23 protein-coding genes are annotated in these 22,338 nt (G+C 57.0%); 15 read left to right on the top strand and 8 right to left on the bottom strand.

Features of this window, described 5'->3' with window-relative positions; genetic code table 11:
• Nucleotides 1-21: 21 nt before the first annotated feature.
• From K5845_RS12975 to K5845_RS12960, 4 genes are all read left to right on the top strand, one after another.
• Nucleotides 22-483 carry a (2Fe-2S)-binding protein gene (locus tag K5845_RS12975; protein ID WP_046478016.1) on the top strand — a complete coding sequence of 154 codons (462 nt, stop codon included), beginning with the start codon at nucleotides 22-24 and terminating at the stop codon, nucleotides 481-483.
• Nucleotides 484-497: 14 nt separating this feature from the next.
• Nucleotides 498-2,690, top strand: coding sequence for a xanthine dehydrogenase family protein molybdopterin-binding subunit (locus K5845_RS12970; protein ID WP_046478017.1), 2,193 nt, complete (start codon nucleotides 498-500; stop codon nucleotides 2,688-2,690).
• Nucleotides 2,691-2,710: 20 nt separating this feature from the next.
• Nucleotides 2,711-3,307 carry a hypothetical protein gene (locus K5845_RS12965; protein ID WP_046478018.1) on the top strand — a complete coding sequence of 199 codons (597 nt, stop codon included), beginning with the start codon at nucleotides 2,711-2,713 and terminating at the stop codon, nucleotides 3,305-3,307.
• A 296-nt stretch (nucleotides 3,308-3,603) separates the two neighbouring features.
• The gene (locus K5845_RS12960) at nucleotides 3,604-4,290 is read left to right on the top strand and encodes a zinc metallopeptidase (protein ID WP_287959154.1); all 687 of its coding nucleotides are present in this window, start codon (nucleotides 3,604-3,606) and stop codon (nucleotides 4,288-4,290) included.
• A 5-nt stretch (nucleotides 4,291-4,295) separates the two neighbouring features.
• Here K5845_RS12960 and K5845_RS12955 read toward each other — a convergent pair whose 3' ends face one another.
• The 4 genes from K5845_RS12955 to K5845_RS12940 form a co-directional block, all read right to left on the bottom strand.
• Entirely contained in the window at nucleotides 4,296-4,808 is a 513-nt protein-coding gene (locus K5845_RS12955) for a DUF992 domain-containing protein (protein WP_052743799.1), read from the bottom strand.
• A 146-nt stretch (nucleotides 4,809-4,954) separates the two neighbouring features.
• Complete coding sequence (locus K5845_RS12950) at nucleotides 4,955-5,548, bottom strand: YceI family protein (protein WP_046478020.1); 594 nt, start codon at nucleotides 5,546-5,548, stop codon at nucleotides 4,955-4,957.
• Nucleotides 5,545-6,165, bottom strand: a complete 621-nt coding sequence (locus tag K5845_RS12945) for a cytochrome b (protein WP_046478021.1) — start codon at nucleotides 6,163-6,165, stop codon at nucleotides 5,545-5,547. Before K5845_RS12945 ends, K5845_RS12950 begins: the two co-directional genes overlap by 4 nt.
• A 13-nt stretch (nucleotides 6,166-6,178) precedes the next feature.
• Nucleotides 6,179-6,787 (bottom strand): YceI family protein, encoded by a 609-nt coding sequence (locus K5845_RS12940; protein ID WP_046478022.1) that lies wholly within the window; start codon nucleotides 6,785-6,787, stop codon nucleotides 6,179-6,181.
• A 339-nt stretch (nucleotides 6,788-7,126) separates the two neighbouring features.
• On the opposite strand from K5845_RS12940, the gene rimO reads away from it, so the two are divergent.
• From rimO to K5845_RS12920, 4 genes are all read left to right on the top strand, one after another.
• Nucleotides 7,127-8,455: a 30S ribosomal protein S12 methylthiotransferase RimO gene (gene rimO, locus K5845_RS12935; RefSeq protein WP_046480167.1), complete on the top strand. Its 1,329-nt coding sequence runs from the start codon at nucleotides 7,127-7,129 to the stop codon at nucleotides 8,453-8,455.
• 319 nt (nucleotides 8,456-8,774) lie between these two features.
• Nucleotides 8,775-10,283 (top strand): SEL1-like repeat protein, encoded by a 1,509-nt coding sequence (locus K5845_RS12930; protein WP_287959153.1) that lies wholly within the window; start codon nucleotides 8,775-8,777, stop codon nucleotides 10,281-10,283.
• A gap of 459 nt (nucleotides 10,284-10,742) precedes the next feature.
• Nucleotides 10,743-13,013, top strand: a complete 2,271-nt coding sequence (locus K5845_RS12925) for a dynamin family protein (protein WP_287959152.1) — start codon at nucleotides 10,743-10,745, stop codon at nucleotides 13,011-13,013.
• A gap of 6 nt (nucleotides 13,014-13,019) precedes the next feature.
• Nucleotides 13,020-13,964 carry a dynamin family protein gene (locus K5845_RS12920; protein WP_090226159.1) on the top strand — a complete coding sequence of 315 codons (945 nt, stop codon included), beginning with the start codon at nucleotides 13,020-13,022 and terminating at the stop codon, nucleotides 13,962-13,964.
• Between the two features lie 20 nt (nucleotides 13,965-13,984).
• On the opposite strand, the gene K5845_RS12915 is transcribed toward K5845_RS12920, so the two are convergent.
• Complete coding sequence (locus K5845_RS12915; protein WP_287959151.1) at nucleotides 13,985-14,335, bottom strand: hypothetical protein; 351 nt, start codon at nucleotides 14,333-14,335, stop codon at nucleotides 13,985-13,987.
• Between the two features lie 232 nt (nucleotides 14,336-14,567).
• Here K5845_RS12915 and K5845_RS12910 point away from each other — a divergent pair, with 232 nt between their 5' ends.
• The gene (locus K5845_RS12910) at nucleotides 14,568-15,428 is read left to right on the top strand and encodes a metal-dependent hydrolase (RefSeq protein WP_076605302.1); all 861 of its coding nucleotides are present in this window, start codon (nucleotides 14,568-14,570) and stop codon (nucleotides 15,426-15,428) included.
• Nucleotides 15,429-15,445: 17 nt separating this feature from the next.
• Here K5845_RS12910 and K5845_RS12905 read toward each other — a convergent pair whose 3' ends face one another.
• The 3 genes from K5845_RS12905 to K5845_RS12895 all read right to left on the bottom strand — a co-directional run bounded on the left by K5845_RS12905 (nucleotide 15,446) and on the right by K5845_RS12895 (nucleotide 17,375).
• Entirely contained in the window at nucleotides 15,446-16,105 is a 660-nt protein-coding gene (locus K5845_RS12905; protein ID WP_287959150.1) for a TadE/TadG family type IV pilus assembly protein, read from the bottom strand.
• Nucleotides 16,102-16,677 carry a TadE/TadG family type IV pilus assembly protein gene (locus K5845_RS12900; protein ID WP_287959149.1) on the bottom strand — a complete coding sequence of 192 codons (576 nt, stop codon included), beginning with the start codon at nucleotides 16,675-16,677 and terminating at the stop codon, nucleotides 16,102-16,104. Before K5845_RS12900 ends, K5845_RS12905 begins: the two co-directional genes overlap by 4 nt.
• 191 nt (nucleotides 16,678-16,868) lie before the next feature.
• Complete coding sequence (locus tag K5845_RS12895) at nucleotides 16,869-17,375, bottom strand: pilus assembly protein N-terminal domain-containing protein (RefSeq protein WP_046478026.1); 507 nt, start codon at nucleotides 17,373-17,375, stop codon at nucleotides 16,869-16,871.
• Nucleotides 17,376-17,939: 564 nt separating this feature from the next.
• On the opposite strand from K5845_RS12895, the gene K5845_RS12890 reads away from it, so the two are divergent.
• From K5845_RS12890 to K5845_RS12865, 6 genes are all read left to right on the top strand, one after another.
• Nucleotides 17,940-18,113 (top strand): Flp family type IVb pilin, encoded by a 174-nt coding sequence (locus tag K5845_RS12890; RefSeq protein WP_076605303.1) that lies wholly within the window; start codon nucleotides 17,940-17,942, stop codon nucleotides 18,111-18,113.
• 106 nt (nucleotides 18,114-18,219) lie between these two features.
• The gene (locus K5845_RS12885) at nucleotides 18,220-18,390 is read left to right on the top strand and encodes a Flp family type IVb pilin (RefSeq protein WP_082101079.1); all 171 of its coding nucleotides are present in this window, start codon (nucleotides 18,220-18,222) and stop codon (nucleotides 18,388-18,390) included.
• Between the two features lie 57 nt (nucleotides 18,391-18,447).
• Nucleotides 18,448-18,957, top strand: coding sequence for an A24 family peptidase (locus K5845_RS12880; protein ID WP_287959148.1), 510 nt, complete (start codon nucleotides 18,448-18,450; stop codon nucleotides 18,955-18,957).
• A gap of 155 nt (nucleotides 18,958-19,112) precedes the next feature.
• A complete protein-coding gene (gene cpaB / locus K5845_RS12875) occupies nucleotides 19,113-19,916 on the top strand; it encodes a Flp pilus assembly protein CpaB (protein WP_046478028.1) in 804 nt (267 codons plus the stop codon).
• A 40-nt stretch (nucleotides 19,917-19,956) separates the two neighbouring features.
• On the top strand, nucleotides 19,957-21,591 hold the full coding sequence (locus tag K5845_RS12870; RefSeq protein ID WP_046478029.1) for a type II and III secretion system protein family protein: 1,635 nt from the start codon (nucleotides 19,957-19,959) through the stop codon (nucleotides 21,589-21,591).
• Nucleotides 21,592-21,613: 22 nt separating this feature from the next.
• Entirely contained in the window at nucleotides 21,614-22,336 is a 723-nt protein-coding gene (locus K5845_RS12865; RefSeq protein WP_046478030.1) for a CpaD family pilus assembly protein, read from the top strand.
• Nucleotides 22,337-22,338: the final 2 nt, after the last annotated feature.

Genomic DNA, 22,338 nt, shown 5'->3' with positions numbered 1-22,338 from the left:
CCACCTCAAAGGAGGGGACCCATGGCCATCACATTCAACGTCAATGGAGAACCGCGGGAGGTCGATGTCGACCCTAATACGCCGTTATTGTGGGTCCTGCGCGACGAACTCGGACTGACGGGCACCAAATTCGGCTGTGGCGTGGCTCAATGCGGAGCGTGCACCGTATTCGTTGATGGTATGCCGCAGCGTTCGTGCGTCACGCCCGTCGAACTGATCAACGGCAGCGATATAACCACGATTGAAGGTGTCGAAGGCCCGGAAGCAAGCGCCATTCAGAAGGCCTGGGTGGAAATCGACGTCCCTCAGTGCGGATACTGTCAATCCGGACAGATCATGTCCGCAGTCGCCTTGCTTCGAGACATTTCCGATCCCACTGATGAAGACATAGACGGCGCCATGACGGGAAACATCTGCCGATGCGCCACATACGTACGCATTCGCCAGGCGATCAAGAACGCTGCGGCTGAACTCAAAGGCTGAGGAGGGCGTAGAATATGTTGAAATCCGTGATCGAAGCCGATCGCCGAACAGTTTTGCGTGGGGCCGCCGCAACTGGCGCCGGTTTGGTTTTAGCAATGGTCCTGCCGATGCGTGCGCGCGCCCAATCGGGGGCTGCTGCCGTCATCAAAGGAGGCGCTACAGATACTGCATTCGCACCAAATGCGTTCGTGCGCGTCGCACCCGATAGCACCGTGACCGTTCTCGTCAAACATATAGAATTCGGCCAAGGTCCCCTGACGGGATTGACGACATTGGTTGCTGAAGAGATGGATGCCGACTGGTCGCAAATGCGCGGAGAGCTGGCTCCTGCGAATACGGCACTTTACAAAAATCTCGCTTTTGGCATTCAAGGCACGGGCGGTTCGACCGCCATGGCCAATTCCTACGAGCAAATGCGCAAGGCCGGCGCCGCCGCCCGCGCGATGCTTGTCGCGGCCGCCGCTGAAACCTGGCAGGTCCCTGCGGAAGAGATCACCATCGAAGCCGGCATCATCTCCCACAAGGTATCAAACAAGACAGGAAAGTTCGGAGACTTCGCGGACGCCGCGTCCAAACGGTCGCCCCCGGCTGAACCTAGCCTGAAATCGCCCTCTGACTTCAAACTCATTGGCACGGATCGGCCGAAGCTCGACACACAGGACAAAGCAACGGGTAAAGCGGTATTCACGATGGACGCCACGCGCCCTGATATGCTGACGGTCGTCATTGCGCGGCCACCGCTGTTCGGCGCCAAGGTGAAGTCGGTGGACGATACGGATGCCCGCAAGATCAAGGGCGTCGTTGACGTCAAGAAGATCCCGCAAGGCGTCGCAGTTTATGCAAAAGGCTTTTGGCCCGCAAAAACCGCGCGAGATGTGTTGAAGATCGAGTGGGACGAGACGGGGGCCGAGACTCGATCTACCGATGAGATCGTTGCCGACTATAAGAAGAAGGCCGCGACGGTCGGGCGCGTCGTGAGAAAAGAAGGTGATGCGGAAAAGGCGTTACCTGAAAATGCTAAGACGCTTCAAGCGGAGTACGTCTTTCCCTTCCTCTCACAAGCTCCAATGGAACCCCTCGATTTTTTAATCGAGGCGGATGCGTCGGGTGGTGAGGCGTGGGCCGGCACTCAGATGCAAACCGTCGATCAGGCGGTAGCGGCTCAGATCCTCGGTTGTCGCCCAGAGGAACTGAAGCTGAACACGATGATGGCGGGTGGAAGTTTTGGTCGCCGCGCAACACCGAATGCGGATGTGGCTTCGGAAGCGGCGGAAGCGGCGAAGGCGCTGGGCAGAAAAAAGCCTATAAAACTCGTCTTTACACGCGAGGATGATCTCCACGCCGGATACTACCGTCCGCTCTACGTTCACCGATTGAAGGGCGCGGTCGACCAAGCCGGGAACATCGCACTTTGGGACCAAGTGATCGTCGGCCAATCGATCATCGAAGGCACGCCGTTCGCCGCGCAGATGAAGGATGGCATCGATCCAACAGTCGCCGAAGGTTCCGAAGATATACCATATCAAATCGGCAATCTTCGCATCAGTACGCACCAGACTAAACTCGCTATCCCGCCGCTTTGGTGGCGCTCCGTTGGTCACACACACAATGCCTACGTCGTCGAGACATTCCTCGATGAACTCTTGGCGATGGCCAATAAAGATCCCGTCGAAGGCCGTCTGGAGCTTATTGGGGAGAAAAATCCCCGTCATGCTGGCGTGCTGCGGGCTGTTGCCGAACTGGCCGGGTGGGGAGCCGCGGTCCCTGAAGGCCGGGCACGCGGCGTTGCCTTGCACAAGTCTTTCAACACATATGTCGCTCAGGTCGCCGAAGTCTCGGTCGGAAAGGACAAGCTTCCGCGTGTCCACAAAGTTTGGTGCGCCGTTGATTGCGGTGTTGCCGTCAATCCCAATGTGATCCGTGCGCAGATGGAAGGGGGCATCGGGTACGGTCTGGGGCATACACTCTACGCCGAGATCACCTTGGACAAAGGGCGTGTCGTTCAGACCAACTTCGACACCTATCGCTCTCTGCGCATCAACGAGATGCCGGACGTCGAGGTCACCATCATCAAGTCAGATGAAGCTCCGACAGGGGTGGGTGAGCCGGGAACGCCGCCCATTTCTCCGGCTGTCGCTAACGCGTGGCGAAAACTCACCGGCACACCTGTGAGACATTTGCCGTTTACCCGCCATGTGCAGTCATAAGCGACAGGAGAATGTCTGACATGCGTCCGTTTACTGTTCCGACGCTTTGCGGATTATTCGCGACAGCAATACTGGCCGCCGGCGCAAGCGCCGCTGAGCTCAAAGACAAAGCCACATTCGAGGCCATTCCCAATGCTAAGGAACGGGCCGTGGCGATATTTGAGGAAATGGGCAAGGTCCTGCAGCATCCTCGTTGCGTGAATTGCCATCCGGTTGGCGACAGTCCTCTCCAAGGCGAAGCCATGAAAGTGCACGAACCGCCCGTACAACGCGGCGAAGCTAACTTTGGCGTTACAGGCATGTACTGCACGGTCTGCCACATGTCGCGAAATGTCGAACCTGCGGGTGTGCCGGGTGATCCGGCGTGGCATCTCGCGCCCAAGAGCATGGCCTGGGAAGGCAAGACGCTGGGTGAGATCTGCCATCAAATCAAAGATCCGGAACAGAACGGCGGGAAGGATCTAAAGGCCCTCCACAAGCATATGGCGGAAGACAGCCTCGTCGGCTGGGGTTGGCACCCTGGAGGTGACCGCGCTCCGGTTCCGGGCACACAAAAACAGTTCGGCGAACTGGTCGCACTCTGGATCGAGGCTGGAGCTGAGTGCCCTTCTTCCTAACGGGGCGGCGATGGATGTGTTCAACTGATCCTTGCTCTGACAGCGATTTCGACGAGTTTTGCCATTTAGTCCGGCGTCACGTCCAACTCCATGGATGAGGCTACGCCGTGTTCTCCTGGTCTGACATAGCTTAATATCCCCATTCCCTGTCATGCTGGTTCGCTTCGAGCCATCCCGATACACTGTGAGGCAGGGGCCGTTTCGGCTGCTTGTCGGCAATGTAAAGTTCTGGAGATCAGCTGCCTGAAACCCGCCGTTGGTCAGGCCCGCTTGAACAGACAAAGGGGACGGCTCTCTTGGTAATCGCTCTCGTACTTATCGCTGGTGTTTTCGCGCTTGCCTATCTGCCGCAGCTGTGGGTGCAAAGGGTGATCGAAGCCCATTCCGATGAGCGGTCCGATTTTCCCGGCACAGGAGGTGAATTTGCACGCCATCTGCTCGATGGGATGAATCTCACGCATGTTAAGGTGGAGCCGACGAACCATGGCGACCACTACGATCCCGCCACGAAAACTGTAAGACTTGTGGCCCAGCATCTGAACGGACGCTCGCTTTCAGCTGTGGTCATCGCCGCTCATGAGGTTGGCCACGCGATGCAGGATGCCACCGGATATGCCCCGTTAGCTGCGCGCACACGGATGGCCCGTCAGGCGCAAGCCGTCGAACGGATCGGCTCCATCGTTATGCTGGCCGCGCCTGTTGTTATGATTCTGACAAAGGCGCCGTTTCTTTTGCTGATGCAGATGGTGGCGGGCGTGCTCATCCTCGGAAGCACAATTCTCATGCACGCCGTAACGCTGCCGGTGGAGTTCGACGCTAGTTTCTCTCGCGCGTTGCCGCTCCTGAAAGCCGGACGTTACGTTCGCGAGGAAGATTTAGGCTCCGCGCGTAAAATCCTAAGGGCCGCCGCCTTCACCTATGTCGCAGCGGCAGCCATGAGTGTCCTTGATGTGATGCGATGGTTCCGCGTCCTGAGGTTCTGACGCAGTTACTGCGCTGGCCTCAATTCAAGTGCGGCTATACCCGCTGCGATGTTGAGCCCTTGTTGGGCTTGCACGCTGAGCGGTTGCAGCACGATCGACTGAGACGAACCACCGATGAGCGCATTGGCACCGACGCCGACACCCACGGTCGCTTCTCCCGAGACGCCACCATAATTTCCTGACAGTGCGCCCCGATTGACCTTGCTGGTTGGGGCGAGTACGGCCCAGGCAATAGTGCTCTGCGTGGTCGATCCGATATCAATCCCGTATTTTGAGATCTTGCCGATGTAACGTTCGTCGGCGCCGGGACGTTGGAATCTGCAGTCGAGACGTTTCGTCGATCCGAAGATGAAACCAGATCCGCCGGAGACATGACAATTCAGCACTCCTACCTCGACCTTTGCGGGCTGCGCCGAAACAGGGATTGCGATGGCACTGCAAATGAGCGCTGCCACCCCACATGCCGTCAGGTTCCTCAGGTCATGGGCGATACGGTAAATCGTCGACGTGGCAGGCATGCTGTCCTCCCCGGTTGGGCTATCGAGCGGTCGCGCCGGTTGGCGCAAACCCACTGTGGTGCTCTTCGTCATTTGCGGCCTAACTAAGGCTGGTTGACGGCAGCAGCTCTAATCCTTGTGCCGGTGCGAAAAGACAGAGCGAGAGATTAGTCGGCGCGCTTCAGCATAACGCTGACCGTAACCGGGATATCGAGCGACACCCAGGCCCCATCGGCGTCCGATCCCTTGCCGATCCCGAAATCGAGCCGTTTCAGTGACGCAGTGCCCTCAAGGCGGGCGTCCTGTCCTTGATCGATAAAGTTGAAAGTCAAGGTGACCGGGACGTCGACGCCCCGGATGGAGAGCAAGCCTTCTGCGTTGAACGAGCGTCCATCCGCCGCTTGCGAAATATCGGTGGTCACGAATTTCGCCTGCGCTATCTGGGAGACATTAAACCAGTCCGTCGTCGGCAAGGTTTTGTCGTAAGTGGCGTCTCCAGTGATAGCAGAAGCCAGATCCACGGTGACCTCGGCCCGCGAGGATGCGAGGTCTGAAGGGTCAAAGGAGATATCAGCCTCCCATGATTGGAACGTTCCGGTAAACGGACGCCCGGCGTGCGTGCCTGCAAAACCGATGGTGCTTTGATCGTCGATGACGTCCCAGTTTTGTGCAGCGAAAGAGGGCGCTGCCGGAAATTGCGCTGCGGCGACAGCAACGACGCACGCCGCAAGCGCGCGTGCTGTGCGTTTGAAAATGTTCATTGAGTTTCCTCGTTTGGAACGCGGCGTGCCGGCAAAAAGGGCAGCATTCGCGTCAGCACGTGATCGCGGTCCACAAAGTGGTGTTTCAAAGCCGCCAACACGTGCAGGACGAGAAGCGCTATCATGAGATAGCCACCGATGCTGTGCGCTCTTTTAAGAGCTGTTTCCACCGGCGCCTTGTTTTCAAGCTCGGCAAACATCGGCATATGCGGCCATTCGAATAAGCCAAACACGATGGTTGGGAGGCCAAAGACACTCGCCGACACCATGGCCCATCCGAGCAGCGGCATGCCGATCATAAGAACGTAAAACACGACATGGGTCGTATGCGCTGCGAGCCGTTCAAGCCGTCCCATTTCAGCGGGAAGTCCCGGGGGCGGATTTATCAAACGCCATGCGAGACGAGCGAAACTAAGCACCAGAACAGTCAGGCCGAGCGACTTGTGCCATTGATAAACAGCAAAAGCGTCGGCCCGAGTATCCGGCACCTCGATAGCGTCCGTCATCCACAGACCGCTGATCAATAGGAGCGAAATCGCAGCGGCAATCGCCCAATGTAAGGCTATGGCCGCTGCACTATATCGCTGCCGCCCGGGATCGCGCATACCGGCACCCATCGCGTTCCTCGCTTTATTCAGTCTGGAACTCGGTTTCGATCAGCAACTGAACCTCGTCCCCGACCAGAGGGATGTACTTGAGCATGCCGAAATCGGAACGCTTGACCATGCCAGTCGCGGAAAAGCCGATCGCGGGCTTTTTCGTCATGGGATGTTCGATGGCGGCGTTGAGCAAGACATCCAGAACGACCGGCTTCGTTATGCCGAGCATTGTGAGATCGCCGGTCACCTTTGCAGTTGTATCGCTGGTCATCTCGACGCCGGTGGAGTTGAAAGTGATTGAATCGTACTCGCCGGCGTTGAACCAATCCGCGCTCATCGACAATTCGGTGTCGAAATCCTTCTTGTCTGGGAAAGGATAGTCGGTCTTGATCGATTTTGGGTCGATGCTCACGCTGATTTTCGACTTCGATTTGTCGTCGGGGTTGTACTCAAGGGTGGCGTCAATTTTCGTAAACCGCGCCGTATAGTTTGAAAGCCCCATATGTTTGACCTTCCACGTGACACTGGCGTGGGTGGGGTCGAGCTTGTACGTTGCTGCTGGAACTTGAGCGTGCGCCGGCGCAATAAGAGCCACGACGGCAAGCGAGAGAGCTGCTGCGGTGAGCGCGGACTTGATCATCTGACCTCCAGAAGGGGGATTAGTTCGATAAATCGGACGTAGTGAACATGATTTAGAATTGCGGCGGGCAACGTCCAGATCGGCCACAATCACGCATTGTTGAGGCGGAAAAGGAGCGGCAAAACGTCAACCGCGGGCTCGGGCGAGCCCCTCGGCCGAGTGCCGAGGTGTCACGCTGTATCGGCGGGGCATTTGCGTTACAGCCATGTCCAGCCGCGAGCTCAGGATTCCGCAAGAACATGAGCGGTGAGGCAAGCACCAGCCTGCCGCGCCAGACAAGTTGATCCAAGGTACATTTTTATGACAACGAACGAGGCGCCTGCCGCTAAAACTGTCGCGATGCCTGAAAAGCTCGCAAACCCACCGAAGGTTGGTTTTGTGTCGTTGGGCTGCCCGAAGGCTCTCGTCGACTCAGAGCGTATCATCACGAAACTGCGGTCTGAGGGATATGCCATCGCGCCAAATTATGAAGGGGCCGATGCAGTGGTGGTCAACACCTGCGGGTTCCTTGACTCAGCTAAGGCTGAAAGCCTCGAGGCCATCGGTGAAGCCTTAAATGAAAATGGCCGCGTCATCGTAACAGGCTGCCTTGGGAACGATGCGGATCGCATTCGCTCAGAGTACCCCGATGTCCTCGCAATCACCGGCCCTCACCAATACGAAGCTGTCGTTTCTGCTGTGCACGAGGCGGTGCCGCCACTGCATGATCCCTACCTGGATCTTGTGCCGCCTGAGGGATTGCGCCTGACGCCGCGCCACTATGCTTATTTGAAGATTTCCGAGGGCTGCAACAACCGCTGTACGTTCTGCATCATTCCCGGCATTCGAGGCGATCTAAAGAGTAGACCCGCATCACATGTGCTGACCGAAGCCGAGCGTCTCGTTGCCGCTGGGGTTAAGGAGATCCTGGTAATCAGCCAGGACACCTCAGCCTATGGTCTGGACATCAAGTATGCTGAAAGCAATTTGAGAGGCAGGCCTGTCAAGGCGCGTTTTTATGATCTTTGCGCTGAACTGGGAAAATTGGGAGCCTGGGTCCGGCTGCACTACGTCTATCCCTATCCGCATGTCGACGAGGTAATCCCGATGATGGCGGACGGCTTGATTCTTCCGTATCTCGACATCCCTTTCCAGCATGCCTCCCCATCGGTGCTCAAGGCCATGCGCCGTCCTGCACATCAAGAGAAAACGCTCGAGCGTATCGCGCGCTGGCGAGATATGTGCCCAGATCTAGCACTACGCTCGACGTTCATTGTCGGCTTCCCCGGTGAAACGGAAGAAGATTTTTCGCTCCTGCTCGATTGGGTCCGTGAAGCACGCCTCGCGCGTGCAGGATGCTTCCGGTATGAGCCTGTCGCCGGAGCCATCGCCAATGATCTGCCTGGTGCTGTGCCGGATGAAGTCAAGGAAGAACGTTGGCACCGCTTTATGGCGGTCCAGCAGGAAGTATCCCGAAAACTTTTGGCAAAGAAGGTCGGCAAAGAGATCGAAGTCCTGATCGATGAAGTGGACGAGGAAGGCGCGCTGGGCCGATCGAAGTGGGATGCGCCAGAAATCGACGGAAGTGTTTTTCTCAACGGTGATACGGATGTAGCTGCCGGCGATATCGTAACCGCGCGTGTTGCTCATGCCGACGAGTACGATTTGTGGGCGGAACGTACCCCCTGACTGCGGCCCCGCTATCCGGTAAAGAGCCAAGAGTGCTTTTGACCTCTTCGCTACGCGTCGAGAGTATTTTTTTAACCTCAGCCACAATAATGCGCGAGACACGCCCAATACTGGGCTAAGCGCAGTCCGATTTGCGTCGAACGCTACGGATTGACGAGATCTTGCCATGGTTGGAAGAGGCCACGCGGCCGGTTTGCCTGGCAGCGTATTATCGGGGGAACGAGCTTGCCAACCCTTGAGTGTATGCTTAGCAGTGTAGATCGCGCGGGATGGCGTTGGCCTGTGCCGCACGTGGCCGATACGGTGAGGGGCGGCACGTATGAACAAGCCGGATAAGTCCAGTACAGATGATCTCAAGCGCATGCTGCGTCGTCTTGAACGGATCGAGGCGGAAAAGGCTGAGCGGGCGCAGACACGAACAAATGCGTCCTCGCGCGTGCGCGATCTTTCGTCATTGCCTGCTGGCAGACGGCGAGCAGGCCTTTCGGATGGAGAGGCCGTCTCAGATCCCGCCCAGATAGTCCAAAGAGCGACGGCCTCTTCAATTGCAGTCGCTCCGGAATTCCCCAGACCTGTTCCAACACCAAGCGAACCTGCACCAGCGGATCGTCAGAGGGTTGGAGCCCCTGTCGTTGCAGCCGCGATCACAGCCGCGATTGTCTCAACCTTGGCCACCGTAGCTGTCACGATGTGGCTTATGGGTGGCCTCGACCGCTTGCCATTCGACAGTAAGTCTACAGATATGGCGGCATCCAACACGGATGGTGGAGACAGCGCGGGCCCCACGTCCGCGCCATCAGCGGCCCTTGAGCAAACGACGCCGCCAGAGGCCACAACGACGCCATCCAAGCTTCCACAGGATGACGGAACGACGAGCCAAAACGTTGCCCGGTTCAGCGGCGATGCCCGCATCGCGCCGGAGGGCGAGCCGTCCAAGTCTCCGGAATACGTCCTGACGCCATCCGCCCCGGCCCCAGCAAACGAAGCAATTCCTGAAAGTGCTGCTTCTGCTCCCGAAACCAAGACAGAGAGCGAACCTGAGGTGCAGGCACCCAGCCCGGAAGCAACTGAACAGACACCGCCGGTTGCCAATTTGCAGGAACCACAGCCGTTGCAGTCGGCGCCCGCGCCAAGAGCATCTCAGCCAACTGCCCCATCGGCACCGATCTCTCCTGAAAGCTTGAAATTCGAAACGCCGGCAAGCGTGAAGGCTGAACCGGGTGTGCCCCTCGATTTTCCGGTCACCGTCGGTGCGGATCCCAGCCAATTGACGGGCTATTATCTTGTCGTTTCAGGATTGAAGCGCGGAACCAAATTCTCACATGGCATCGAGCTGTTGTTTGATACTTGGCAGATTCCCGCACGCTATCTTTCGGGCCTGAAGCTGACTGTGCCCCCCGGTTTTGCAAGACGGATGAAGCTAAATGTCGAACTGCGCGGTCCGCTTGGCGACACCCTAACGCGTAGCATTTTGACCGTAGAATTACCGGGAGAGGCACGCCGCGCAGTGGGCCTCGAAGGATCTGATGATGGCGCTGGAAGTTTCGCTGCGGCTGACGCACAAGATCTGATCGACAAGGCTGAAGTTTTCTTGGACAACGGAAGTCTGCAAGGCGCGCGGCTATTGTTGGAACGAGCGGCAGGTCATGGTTCGGGATCTGCGGCAATGCTGCTGGGTGCAAGCTACGATCCAAAATACGCCGGACACTTTTCTTCCGATGCTCCCAATCCCAACACCGCCGAAGCAAAGCGCTGGTATGAACGCGCCGTGGAATTGGGAGTGAACACGGCTCAAGAACACCTAAACGCGCTCAGCACCACGCCTTGACGCTTGAGGAGGCGCGCGTGAGAGCTCCATTGAGCGGCGTAGGAGCGCGCCTTCTACGCCGCCCCCAAACCCATCCAGCGAGCAAGCCGTCGACGCACTTTCCAACGTATCGCGCATGCAATCTATTAATGCTCCGCGTGATGACATTGCGGCATAAGAGCTTTAGCGAAAAAGAATAGATTGATGGGCAGCCAGCGTTGCTCACTGTGGGGTTCGACCGGTTGGTCCGAGCCCGTGATGCAAAAAGAGCGGACTCTCTCTGCCGTTAACCGGACCGGTTAATTTTATTAGCGAATTTGGATTGCCGACATAGGTTCGCCGCTCGTGTTGATGGCAGTCGAATCAGCGCAACGCGGATTAATGATTCGCTTTGACAAGATGCATTTCTGCCGCAATTAAAGCTATCCTTCGCCGTCGTCGAGTGGGGGAGGCAACCTAGTATTGCGGGGAGTATCGACGATGGGGGACAGCGCGCACGTGATTGAGTTGGCGACCGCTCCTGGCGACGCGAAAAGCGACGCTCCAATGTATGACCCGCGACGCCACGGTGGCATCGGTAAACGCCTTGAAAGCCTGAGACGCGAGCTTCTCGAAGCAGGGGAGCGTTTGCAGTCGATCGTGGAACCGGCGGGTCAAACGCTTGTCAGTGAAGCATCCAAGCTGCTCGAGAAGCAGGTTTGCCGCATCGCAGTGGTCGGACAGATCAAGTCTGGCAAGAGCACCTTTGTGAACGCATTCGCGCAGATACCTGCGCTTCTGCCGACAGACGTCAATCCTTGGACGACTGCGGTTACGAATTTACATTTCCGCCGGCGTCAGGATGGTGACCCCGCAGCCAAGTTCAACTTCTTCACCGAAGAGGAGTGGCAGCGTATAGCGGACGGCGGCGGTCTTCTCCGTGAATTGACCGAACGGCTTGTTCCGGGATTCGAACCTGATCTTCTGCGTCAGCATGTGGTCGCGCTCAAACAGCGCGCCGCCCAGCGTCTTGGTAACGAATTCACGAACCTCCTCGGTCAGTCGCACAGCTTCTCCGAGTTCGACGCTGGTCTGATGCGTGGCTATGTTTGTTCCGGCGATATGCCGCGTGGGCCTGTCGACAATGATAGCGGCCTGTTCCCCGGCAAATATTCTGACATCACGTGTTCTGCCGATATCCATTGCGACGGCGGTCCGTTCGAATTTCCTGCGATGTTGGTCGACACGCCAGGCACCAACGACCCCTTCCTGCTGCGCGATGAAATAACGCGCCGCAGCCTAGAGGCCGCTGACCTTTACATCGTCGTGCTTACGGCCCGACAGCCGCTATCGGAAGCCGATGTTGCGTTGCTGCGGATTTTGCGCGGACTGCATAAAGAGCGCATTCTCATCTTCATCAATCGCATCGATGATCTGTCCGAGATTTCAGCTGATCTGGCTGATGTCACAGCGTTTGTGAGGAAGCGGATTGAACGCGAATTCCCCGATTCCGACATTCCTATCATTTCGGGCAGCGCGCTTTGGGCGACAGCGGCGCTTCGGGCTGACATGCCGACGACCGAACGCGCTTTTGAACATCGGTCGCTCTCCTATTTCCTCGAACGCGGTCTCATCCGGCGAGAGGAGCTGCTCAAGCCTGCTCCGGCGGACGGAACACAGCGCACCGATCTGCTGAACGCGCAGTTCGTCTGTTCAGGAATGCCGGCAATTTATTCCGCCATCAACGACATGATGGGCGCGAGCCACTGCGCACATGTTCTGCGCCAAGTAGCTCAGTGTTATGTGGAGCTGGCACGTGCTAGCGAAAATTCCGCGCTTAGCGAGCTGACGCATCTTGAGCGGCTGCACTCCGCAGCGATTACGACGGCAGAGCGTGCTGGTACGCAGATGCGCCAGATCGATGCGGAGCAGCATCAGCTTGAGGAAATCGCTGAAATCATCGAACGCTCCGGGCGTTCGATTGAAGATCAGATGGGCGAGATCGTCGCTGAGGAGATCGGTGACCTGCGCTCCCGTCTGTTCGCCGAAGTCGACGTGCACGCCGCAGAAGAGCGCGATGTACTCATCGATACGCTTTACCGGGGGCGTGCTCCGCGCGAGTGGCAATGTGAATCGATCGAGCTGCGTCGGAGCTTGGCGGAAATTTTCACCGAAGGGTTTCAGAAGTCCGCTCGGCGAATTTCTGACTTGCAGTCACGCGTAACCCCAGAACTGCGTCAACTCATGTCCATGATTGCGCCACGGGAGCGTGCCCCCCGCGAGCCGGACTGGAGCCAGTTGACGATGCCGACGCCAACGTTGACCTCACTGTCAACGTTCGTCGCCGTTGATCTCGAAGTTTCCTGGTGGGCCGCCTTTTTCTCAAAACGCCCGACGCCCGAAGAGCGTGGTGCTGAGGTTGAAGCTCTCATCCGTTCGGAATTCGAAGCCGTTGTCGAAGAACTCGTCAGCGGCGCCGAAACCGAGTTGCTGGCATTCAGCTCGATGATGACGCGATGGTCCTTCGGCGTCTGCAACAGCATCATCGAAGCTTTGCATCGGCGCCGTCAGGAGCTAAGCCGCACACACGAGAGTCTCTCCAAGACAGTGGATGGCACGGCCGACACAGAGACCGTGACGCACCAATCTTCCGAGATCGCACGACTACGCAGCCGCTTGGCACACTGTGAAACCCTGAATAGGCAACTCGAGCAGATCGCGACCTCCTTGGCGCGGTCGGCCTCAGCCACGTCTTCCCGAACCGGCGAGTAAGTAATCATGACCGCAAGGCTTGAACTCACGATTCAATCGATTGAGGCAGCCCGCCGCCAATTGTCGTTGCCGGTATGTGATGTAGCGGACCTGAGTTTCACGCGCCTGGCATTGGAACGGTTGGCCGACGCGTTGCGCCGTGTTCCGTGTGTGGTCGTTATGGGAGAGGTCAATTCGGGCAAGACGTCTGTTGCCAACCGGTTGATAGCCTCTTCTGTACTGCCTGCCGCCGTCATAGCTAATACGGCCATTCCCGTGCGCTTGCATTACGCAACCTCTGTTAGCGTAGCCATGCTGACAGCAGACGATCGGCGCGTGATCGATCCACTCGATCCGGTCCTCGATCTAGAAGACTTCAATGTGAAGGCGATCGAAGTCGGATTGCCCGAACCAAGGCTCAAATCCTTCGACCTGATTGACACACCTTCAAAGGGCGATCTGACGGCCCTTGCTGATGAGTCAGACATTCTCATCTGGTGCACCAATGCGACACGCGCTTGGACCGAAACCGAACGTCGAAAGGTCATGGAATTTCCGGCGCGTTTCCGTCGCTCTAGCGTTCTCGTCGCAACGCATGCGGACGCATTATCCGCCGAAGAATGTGATCGTGTTCTTGAGCGCCTGAACGAAGCGACCGCCGACCTGTTTTCAACGGTCGTGCTCGTCAGTGCTGCCGAAGACGTCCTCCCACCTCTCCAAGTCGCGGGGCACGCTTCACCACAGATCGCGGCCCTGCAGGCACGTCTCGATTTCTTGATCTCTCGGTTCTCGAACCGCCGGGCGAGAGTTGGAGAGCAACTTCTACGGCGCGTCGCCCGTATGTCACTGAAGACGCTTCCGGAAATCGATGCGAACTCAGCAAATCAGCAAGCCAATCGCGAATGTGAACTCGCACACGCTCTCTTGAGCCGACTGGCCAATTACACGGCTCTTCACCGCCGCGTCGCATAGATTAAAGCGTAGCGCGCGTTCTACCGTGGACAACGTCTGTACAGGATCGGCCGACCGTTTGCGTAAGTCATGACGATCGCATTGGCATCTATCACATCGATCACAAAGCGACGGTGTTCTTCTCGGTGTCCCTCGCCCTGGCAGGTAGCGTCAACCGAGTAGCGGCGCGCATCATTCCTATCGATTTTGACGAACCGGCACATGTTCTCCATCCCGTGCAGAGCACGATCTTCAAGTTCTATAGATTCGTCCTTACAGGAAAGGTCTGCCGCGGCCCATTTGCCGACATAAGGGGCATCGGCGTGCGCCGCATCTGACAGGATGCCTACCAGGGCTACGATGGCAAGAGGCGAGACAAGGCGAAGCATCATGAGGCTTATCTTCCGCAGATAGCTTATTCCAACGCGAATCTAGGGCTACCTTGGCGATTGGGCCAGCCATATTGAGTTATCCAGCCCCCATCACGCACAGAACAGTCCGCACTCTCCCCAAAACGAAGCGAATCTGCTCGAAAGTGAGAAGTGGCGCAAAGCGCGTTTGGCGCGAGCGACGTCGCTCGGCACGGATTGCAGAAGCTGGCATTTTTACGCGAGGATGAGACCCATGGCGAACTATGCCACCCATATCGCCGTCGGCACCGTGGCATCGGGTGCGCTTGCCACCCTGACGCTCGCCGCAAATGTCATCGACCATTCGAGCCTGATCGCCGTCACCCTTGCCGGGGTCGCAGGGTCCGTGCTTCCCGACATTGACCTGAAAGATTCACGAGCGAGCCGGATATTGTTTTCGGGGATCGCGATTTTCGCTTCTTTCTGTGTGTTGTTTATTGGCGCGACGCGCTACTCAATTGCAGAACTCTGGATACTCTGGCTCGGCGCACTGATTTTCGTGCGCTATGGGGTGCATAACGTCTTCCACTACTTTGCAATCCACAGAGGCGTTTGGCACTCGATACTGGCGGGTGTGTTTTGGGGCTTCGTGACCGCTATTCTCTATCGTTACATGTTAGGGTTTCACGAAGGAGTGGCTTGGCTTGGCGCGGGCTTTATGCTGGCCGGGTATATTGTTCACCTCGTTCTGGATGAGATGTTTTCGGTCGATTTCATGGGGAATCGATTGAAGAACTCGTTCGGTACGGCATTGAAAATCGTCGATAAGCGATATCCAGCGCAGTCGACTGCATTGGCTGTTGCAACGCTAATGATTGCCTTTCTAACCCCTTCCACGTCGGCTTTCGTTGAGCACATTACGTCGCGTGATATGTGGTCAGGACTGCATGAACGCATGCTGCCGCACGACAAATGGTTCGGCCTGATCAAAGGGCCATTGCTGCTGACAAGCGCCGGATACGAAGGTACTTCTGACGCACTGCCATCTACGAAAGATTCGCTCGTTACAGGCTCTGTGATGCCCGCGGGAGCGGACACGCCATCCCGTCAGGCGCCGAACGCGGAAACGGAGTGAGATCCGGCCGCAGCCACTTATTGGCAGCTTACCGCGCAGTTATTTCCTTGGAAATCGACGCAACCGTGCCGCGGGCTGTGTGTCGCCGTTTGCTCCCACGTCATGGGCGGAAAAGCCGTTTTGGTAACGGCCATCGGAATATATCGGTAGGATGACTTGACGACGATGGCGGTGCTGTCCTCAGTAACGATGCCTGGCGGTAGTTCGTAGGGTGTGCACTTAGGCTTCGAGACTGTGATGGACCCGTCTTTTTCACGTTTATAGGCCGGAGCATAAGTGCGTGTATCGGTCCCGTCGGTGCCAAAGCCCATGACCGGGATAATCTCAACTTCCAACGTATCGCCTTGTCCGACGCCCATCACATGATCGATGACGTTCATGATTCCTTTCACAGTTGCGGCCGGGTCTGAGCCCATGTCCTGTTCGCGCGATACAAGGTCACCCGTCATCGACGTAACGAGGTTGAAACGCCGGTCGAGTTCAATTGCGCGACTGCCTTCCACCACAACCATGAGCAACACGAGCAAGAGTGGCGCGATGACAGCGAATTCGACCGCCGCGCCGCCGCTGGTGCTTAAGCCGGCCTTACGGAATAGCGCCGTGATAGCGCGTATAGGTGCCCCGGCAGCGCTGCGGCCTCCAAGCAGTGAAACAAACCGTTCAAAGCCAGGCATCATTGGTAGGGCTCCGTTCTGAACGTCGTCGCGGTACGGATCAACGACGACCCATTCGCCATGTTGCCGAATCCCAAGAACGCGAGGGGCTGCGCTAGATCCCACTCGTAGCAAGCCGTAACGAGAATGACTTCACCGGCCCCACTCGCGTAGTCCTGGACACTGTCACTAGGGCTGCCGGTTGGCGGCGTCAGACGTCCACGCCCGTCGAGACACGCAACAGGAACAAGGTCCGTCCAATCGGATGATTTCTGGATGTGAAGATTGAGATGTCCCGACTTTATCAGGCCCGTGCCTTGCTCAGTAATCATCTCTTTGAATTCGGCAAGGGTGACGCCGTCTGTCTGAGCTTGTCCGGTGCGAATCTTTCGAGAGGCGCTTTCAACGGCTTGCTCGAGCGTGCTTACGGTGAAGAAGTGTAGGCTCGTACCGATGATGCCAAAAATGAACAAGAAGAACGGTACCGCAATAATCGCGAATTCAATGGCAGTTGCGCCCCGGACGTCAGTGCCCCATCGCTGGAGCCCCGCCGCAGGGCGTCGAAACAGCCTATGCAGACGATTGTCGCCACGCATCACATTGGGCTCGCTCGGTTAGAAGGTTCCCCTCAAGGTGCTGAATGTGGATGCGAAGAATGAAATAAATCTTGAAAAATCGAGCAGTGACGACGCTTGGTTAAAAAAGTAAGAGCACGGCCGGTGGCTCAAGCCAGCTCTGGCGTAAAGCTCAAGCTCAGCGTCCCCAAGAAACGCAATGCTCCGCGTTCTTACTGCAAGCTGTCGGCGCTCGCCCCGAGACTTTGCTCGGAGAATTTCATCTTATCCTTCGCATGTTTTGAAATCGTTTCGAAGTAGTCGCTGTCGTCGCCGATGGTGATCGTCGGTGTGCAATTGGGCGAGCACGTAAACGATTGCCGTTGGCTGCCCTTATGTAAATTGACGACTCGGGCTTCATCGCGCTGGACGATGATACGCTGATCTTGAATGACGTTGCGTTGCTGATCCAGCGCGATGACGTTGGTCACACCGAAGGTCTTGCCGGTCACGACAAGCAGATCCGGCCCCTGGACGGCCACGTCTGCGATCGACGGATTTCCAATGATCACCTCACTCACAGGCCTAGGCAACCGCAGGAGTTGCGATTGATCATAGCGAACGATCAAATCGCTACCGGCCCCCGCATGCGGAACGCTGATCAGTGCCGCCAGGCAAAACGCGACCACCGCCCCCATAAAAAGAAGCGTTCTCTCAACCGGCGATGCTGGCAGTGACATGATCTTTAAACCTCCGCGGTGCTAGCGCGGATTAGAGCCGCAAAAAGTGAAGGATTAGCAAATGGGCGTCTCAGGTTGGACCGCATCTCGTAGATGACGACGTGAGGGAACATCGAGATCATCGGCGAACGATCGGAATAGACCGATCTTTTCGATGGCATGACGACGCGGCGGTCTGGAATTGCATCAGGCAAACATCGCTGCCATTGAGCGAAATATGTATTTAATTTGAAGCTTCATGAAACTCCATCGTGGTTGATCTTACTTATTTCCTCGCTTAACGAAAAATTATGGATGAAATTGCGAAAAAAAACTAGAATTTTCATGTAATGGTTGTGAATATGATTTTGTACTGAGGTTGGTTTTAATGAAATTACAGCGTTGGTTAATCTGAATACTGGATGCGTTATTATTTAACAGGCGTTCATATATTTGATATGCTGTGATTTTAACTTGGGATTAAGAGCGCGCCGGTTAATGTCCCAGAAGTTCGAACGCAACAGGCATCGCCTCGTTCGGGCACAAAATAGAGAAATGAGCATCTGTACAGTTGGGAGAGTAGTCATGAAGAATTTTGTTTCGCGCTTCGCGAACGACGAGTCCGGCGCCACGGCCATTGAATACGGTTTGATCGCAGCCCTCGTTAGCGTCGGCATCATTGGTGCCCTGAATATTCTGCAAGGCGAACTGACCGGAATTTTCGGACGTATCTCTGACGCGCTGAAAACCGCAGGCTGATTATTTACGACAGCCTCTCAGAACGAATCTGCCGTCGGTTGAATGGGAGCCATCCGCCCCGCGGCGGGTGGCTCGGTGATCTACAGATCGATGAATAGGACACAGCATGATATTGAAGTGCCTAAAGCAGTTCTGCAGATCGACCGAAGGCGCTACGGCCATCGAATATGGTTTGATTGCCGGGATTATTGCAGTCGGAGTTGCCGGTGCTATGTCGCCGCTCCGTCAGCTTCTCATAGACATGTATGGAACGGTCATCGCGGCATTCCCGGGCTGACCCTTCAATAGAGTTCTCCGGTGCTCGGTGAGCGTGGAGTTACACGGAGTTTTCGGAGTGTCCATCGCGTACTTGCTGTTGCTGGCTTTCCCCGCGGCCATGATTCTGGCAGCGTTGAGCGACCTGTTCACGATGACCATCCCAAACCATATTTCATTGGTCCTGTTTGCCCTCTTTCTGGTTATCGCTCCGATTGCGGGCTTGAGTCTGGAAGAGACATTGATGCATCTGGCGGCTGGCTTCGCCGTCCTCGTTCTGGGCATCATACTGTTCGCCACGGGCACCTTTGGCGGGGGCGACGCAAAGCTGATGGCAGCCGGGGCGCTGTGGTTGGGCATCGGTCAAATAGTGCCATACTTCGCTTACATTACAATCCTTGGTGGCGTACTTGCCGTTGCGATACTGCTCTATCGCCGCATCCCGGAAATGCTTTTCCCTCCGCTTGTTCCTGTATGGGCAACACGCTTGCGCCAGCGCGATTGCGGCATCCCTTACGGCATAGCCATCTCTGCGGCGACGCTTATCGCCTTCCCCGCGACCAAGCTATATGCATTGATCCTCGCCTGACGTTAACCCGGCGTTTACAGACACATAGCCCTGGCCGGTGAGCTGATGCCGATCGCTTCGAAATAGAGCGACGCTTAATCCTCCATTGACGTTTGTGGCGCAAAGTCGGCCTTGAATCGAGCTCAAGCTCGTCGGCCGAGAGGATCCACTGCGCAATGAAGAAGGCTCAGATTATTGGTATTGCGATTGCGGGTGTTGCCGGCCTTACCGCCTTTATGATGATGCGCGGAATCGTCAATCGTGAGCCGGAGACCAGGACCAAGGAAGTCGCGATCAACACCACCCAGGTGCTCGTCGCGCGCAATGATATTCGTCTCGGCGACATCGTGAACGAGCAGAGCTTCGAGTGGCAAGCCTGGCCCGCCGACGGAGTTCGTGAAGGCCTCATCACAATTAGCAACAAACAGGCGAAGAGCGAATTCTCCGGATCCGTCGCCCGCATGCCGATCATTGCCGGTGAGCCGATCACCGCGAAGAAATTGATCAAAGTCGGCGAGGGCGGTGTGTTGGCAGCGATCCTGCCAGCGGGCATGCGCGCGGTCTCCACCAGCATTCAGCAGAAGACGGCGGTGGGCGGACTGATTCTGCCTAACGATCATGTCGACGTGATCCTCATCCGGCGCGTTCGTGGGCGTACCAACACGGATGAGCACGTCAGTGACACCCTCTTCCGCAATGTCCGCGTCCTGGCAATCGGCCAGCAGCTTGAGCAGGTCCCCGGCAAGAAGACGGCGGAAGCAAGCAACAATACGACTGCGACTCTGGAGCTAACGCCCAGGCAAGCCGAGCTTTTGGCTCTCGCCAACTCGATGGGCGAAATCACGCTCTCCTTGCGATCAATCGCGGATCTAAATTCGGAAGGTCAAAATTTGACGGGCAATGCCCTCAATCGCGACCGTTCCAACTCAGTTCAAGTGCTGCGTTACGGAGTGAAGTCACGTGCGTATGGCGTCAACTAGTCACCCCACCGGGGAGCTCGTGAAAAGGCCTTGAGAGAATATGCAAGTAACGCTGAAAGAAAATTTGAGCTCAGCTCTGACGGTGTTGGTGGCACTTGTTGCCGCCTGCTTCGTCGTTGGAGCCATCGGTGATGTGCAAGCGAATGGTGACTACGCGAACGGAGGTTTTGCGCACAGCTCCGTCATTAGTATTTCTGATGCCGACGTGGGGCCTGTAAGACGCAATATTCGGCTTGGTCTCGGCAAGTCGGTGCTCGTTGAATTTCCCCGGGACGTTCGCGACGTACTCGTGTCCAACCCCCAGGCCGTCGACGCCGTTGTCCTTTCAAGCAACCGCGTCTTCTTGCTGGCACGGCGTATTGGTGAGTCCAACGCATTTTTCTTTGATGCAAACGGCGAGCAATTCGCCACGCTGGAACTCTTCGTCGAGCGCGAAACCGCTGGCCTTGAAGACATGCTCAACCGCTTGATCCCAGGTTCGGCGATCAAAGTGGAAATGATCAATCAGACGGTAATTCTCACGGGGCACGTCCGGGCTCCCACCGATGCATCACGTGCCGCCGATATCGCCAGGCAGTTCGTAACGGCTCAGTTCGACACGACGACGATGTCGAAGGTAGAGGGCACGACGCAGACGTTTGTGCAGAAGAACGACGAAAAGAGTGGTGTAATCAACCTTCTCCAGGTCGAGGGCGAAGAACAAGTGATGCTGCGCGTCGTTGTGGCGGAAGTGCAGCGCTCGATGCTGAAGCAGTTCGGTATCAACATCGGTGCTGCGATCAACTCCGGAAATTTTTCGACCAACATCCTCACTGAAAATATGCTGCCGTTGACGGTGGCAGCGGGTCTTGGTGGGTTGCCAATCCCCGGGTTCTCAACTGAAGGGGACCCAAGTAAGCCGGATGTGGCGTGCGGTGTCGGTGCGCTGTGTAATTACGCTACCAACGGTCCCATCAACGGTGCTTACACCAACAATGGTGTATCAGGTGGCTGGTCGGCTGGTGGTAACCGCATCACACACGCTTTGCGGGCTCTCGAACGCAACGGGCTGGTCCGCACATTGGCGGAGCCGAACCTGACCGCGATCTCCGGCGAGCCAGCGAAGTTTCTGGCGGGCGGCGAATTTCCGATCCCGGTCGTTGATAGCCAGGGCCAGACCAGCGTCGTCTTCAAGGAATTTGGTGTTGGTGTCTCCTTTACTCCAACGGTTCTGTCGGAAGGCCGCATCAGCCTCAAGATTGAAACCGAAGTTTCGGAGCTGAGCAACCAAGGGGCTGTGGTAATCTCTGGGCTTCAGATCCCAGCCTTACAGAAGCGCCAAGCGAATTCGACGGTGGAGTTGCCGTCGGGTGGGTCGTTGGCACTGGCCGGCCTGTTATCGGAGAGTACCCGTCAGAATATTGATGGTTTTCCCGGTCTCAAGGATGTGCCGGTCCTCGGCACGCTGTTCCGCAGCCGCGATTTCATCAAGGAAGAAACCGAGCTCGTCGTCATCGTTACGCCCTACATGGTACGTCCGACCGCACGGAAGGACTTGGCGCGTCCGCTGGACGGCCTAGGCGACGCGACGGATCGTCGGGCCAACTTCCTTGGACATGTAAACCGTATCTACGGCCGCGGCCCCGAGATCCCGTATGGCGGACTGAAGGGCGATTACGGGTTCATCGTTGAATAGTGGGCACGCGAGGAGAACGACAATGACGTCTTTCAAATACACGATGCCCCGCGGTGCCGGCGTGGCGTTGGTCGCAGCGATGGCGACGCTGGCGCTCGCCGGGTGCCGGCCGAGCGATCCCGGCACGCGTATCGCCGGGTGGGCAATGATCGATTCCGCACAACGTCATCCAATTATGGTGTCGCAGGAACCAACGAGCATGAGCATCCGCGTTCCACGCGGCTCGTCTGGCCTGTCGCCAACACAGCGGGCGCGCGTCCTGAACTTCTATGCGCATTTTCGCGCTACGGATGCCGGTAACAGCCGCCTCGTCATAAATGCTCCGAGTGGAGCACCCAACGAGGTGGCCGTTATGAATGCGGTTCAGGAAATTCGCTACATTCTTACGCGGGAAGGGATCCCCGACAGCGATATTTCGGTCGAGGCGATCCACGTTGAGGGCAGGGGCGATCCGCCGATCCGCTTGTCATATCTTCAGTATGTCGCACACGCACCGGAATGCGGAGATTGGACGACGAACCTGGCTCGCGAACCCGCCAACCTGCCGTATCCAAACTTTGGCTGCGCCACCCAACGCAATTTCGCTGTCCAGGTCGCTAACCCAGCCGACCTTCTGGGGCCGCGGAATATGACACCGCGTTCTTCCGAACGCCGCGATACAACGTGGGCCAAATACGTCAAGGGCGACACGACAGCCGCGAAGAAGTCGGAAGACGAAAAAATCTCCACCACGGGTGACAACTGAGG

Origin of the sequence: Filomicrobium sp. (genome assembly GCF_025698805.1) — a bacterium.
Taxonomy (GTDB): Bacteria; Pseudomonadota; Alphaproteobacteria; order Rhizobiales; family Hyphomicrobiaceae; genus Filomicrobium; species Filomicrobium insigne.
The sequence above is the reverse complement of the archived record's forward strand: the minus strand, read 5'-3'. Positions and strand labels throughout refer to the sequence as shown.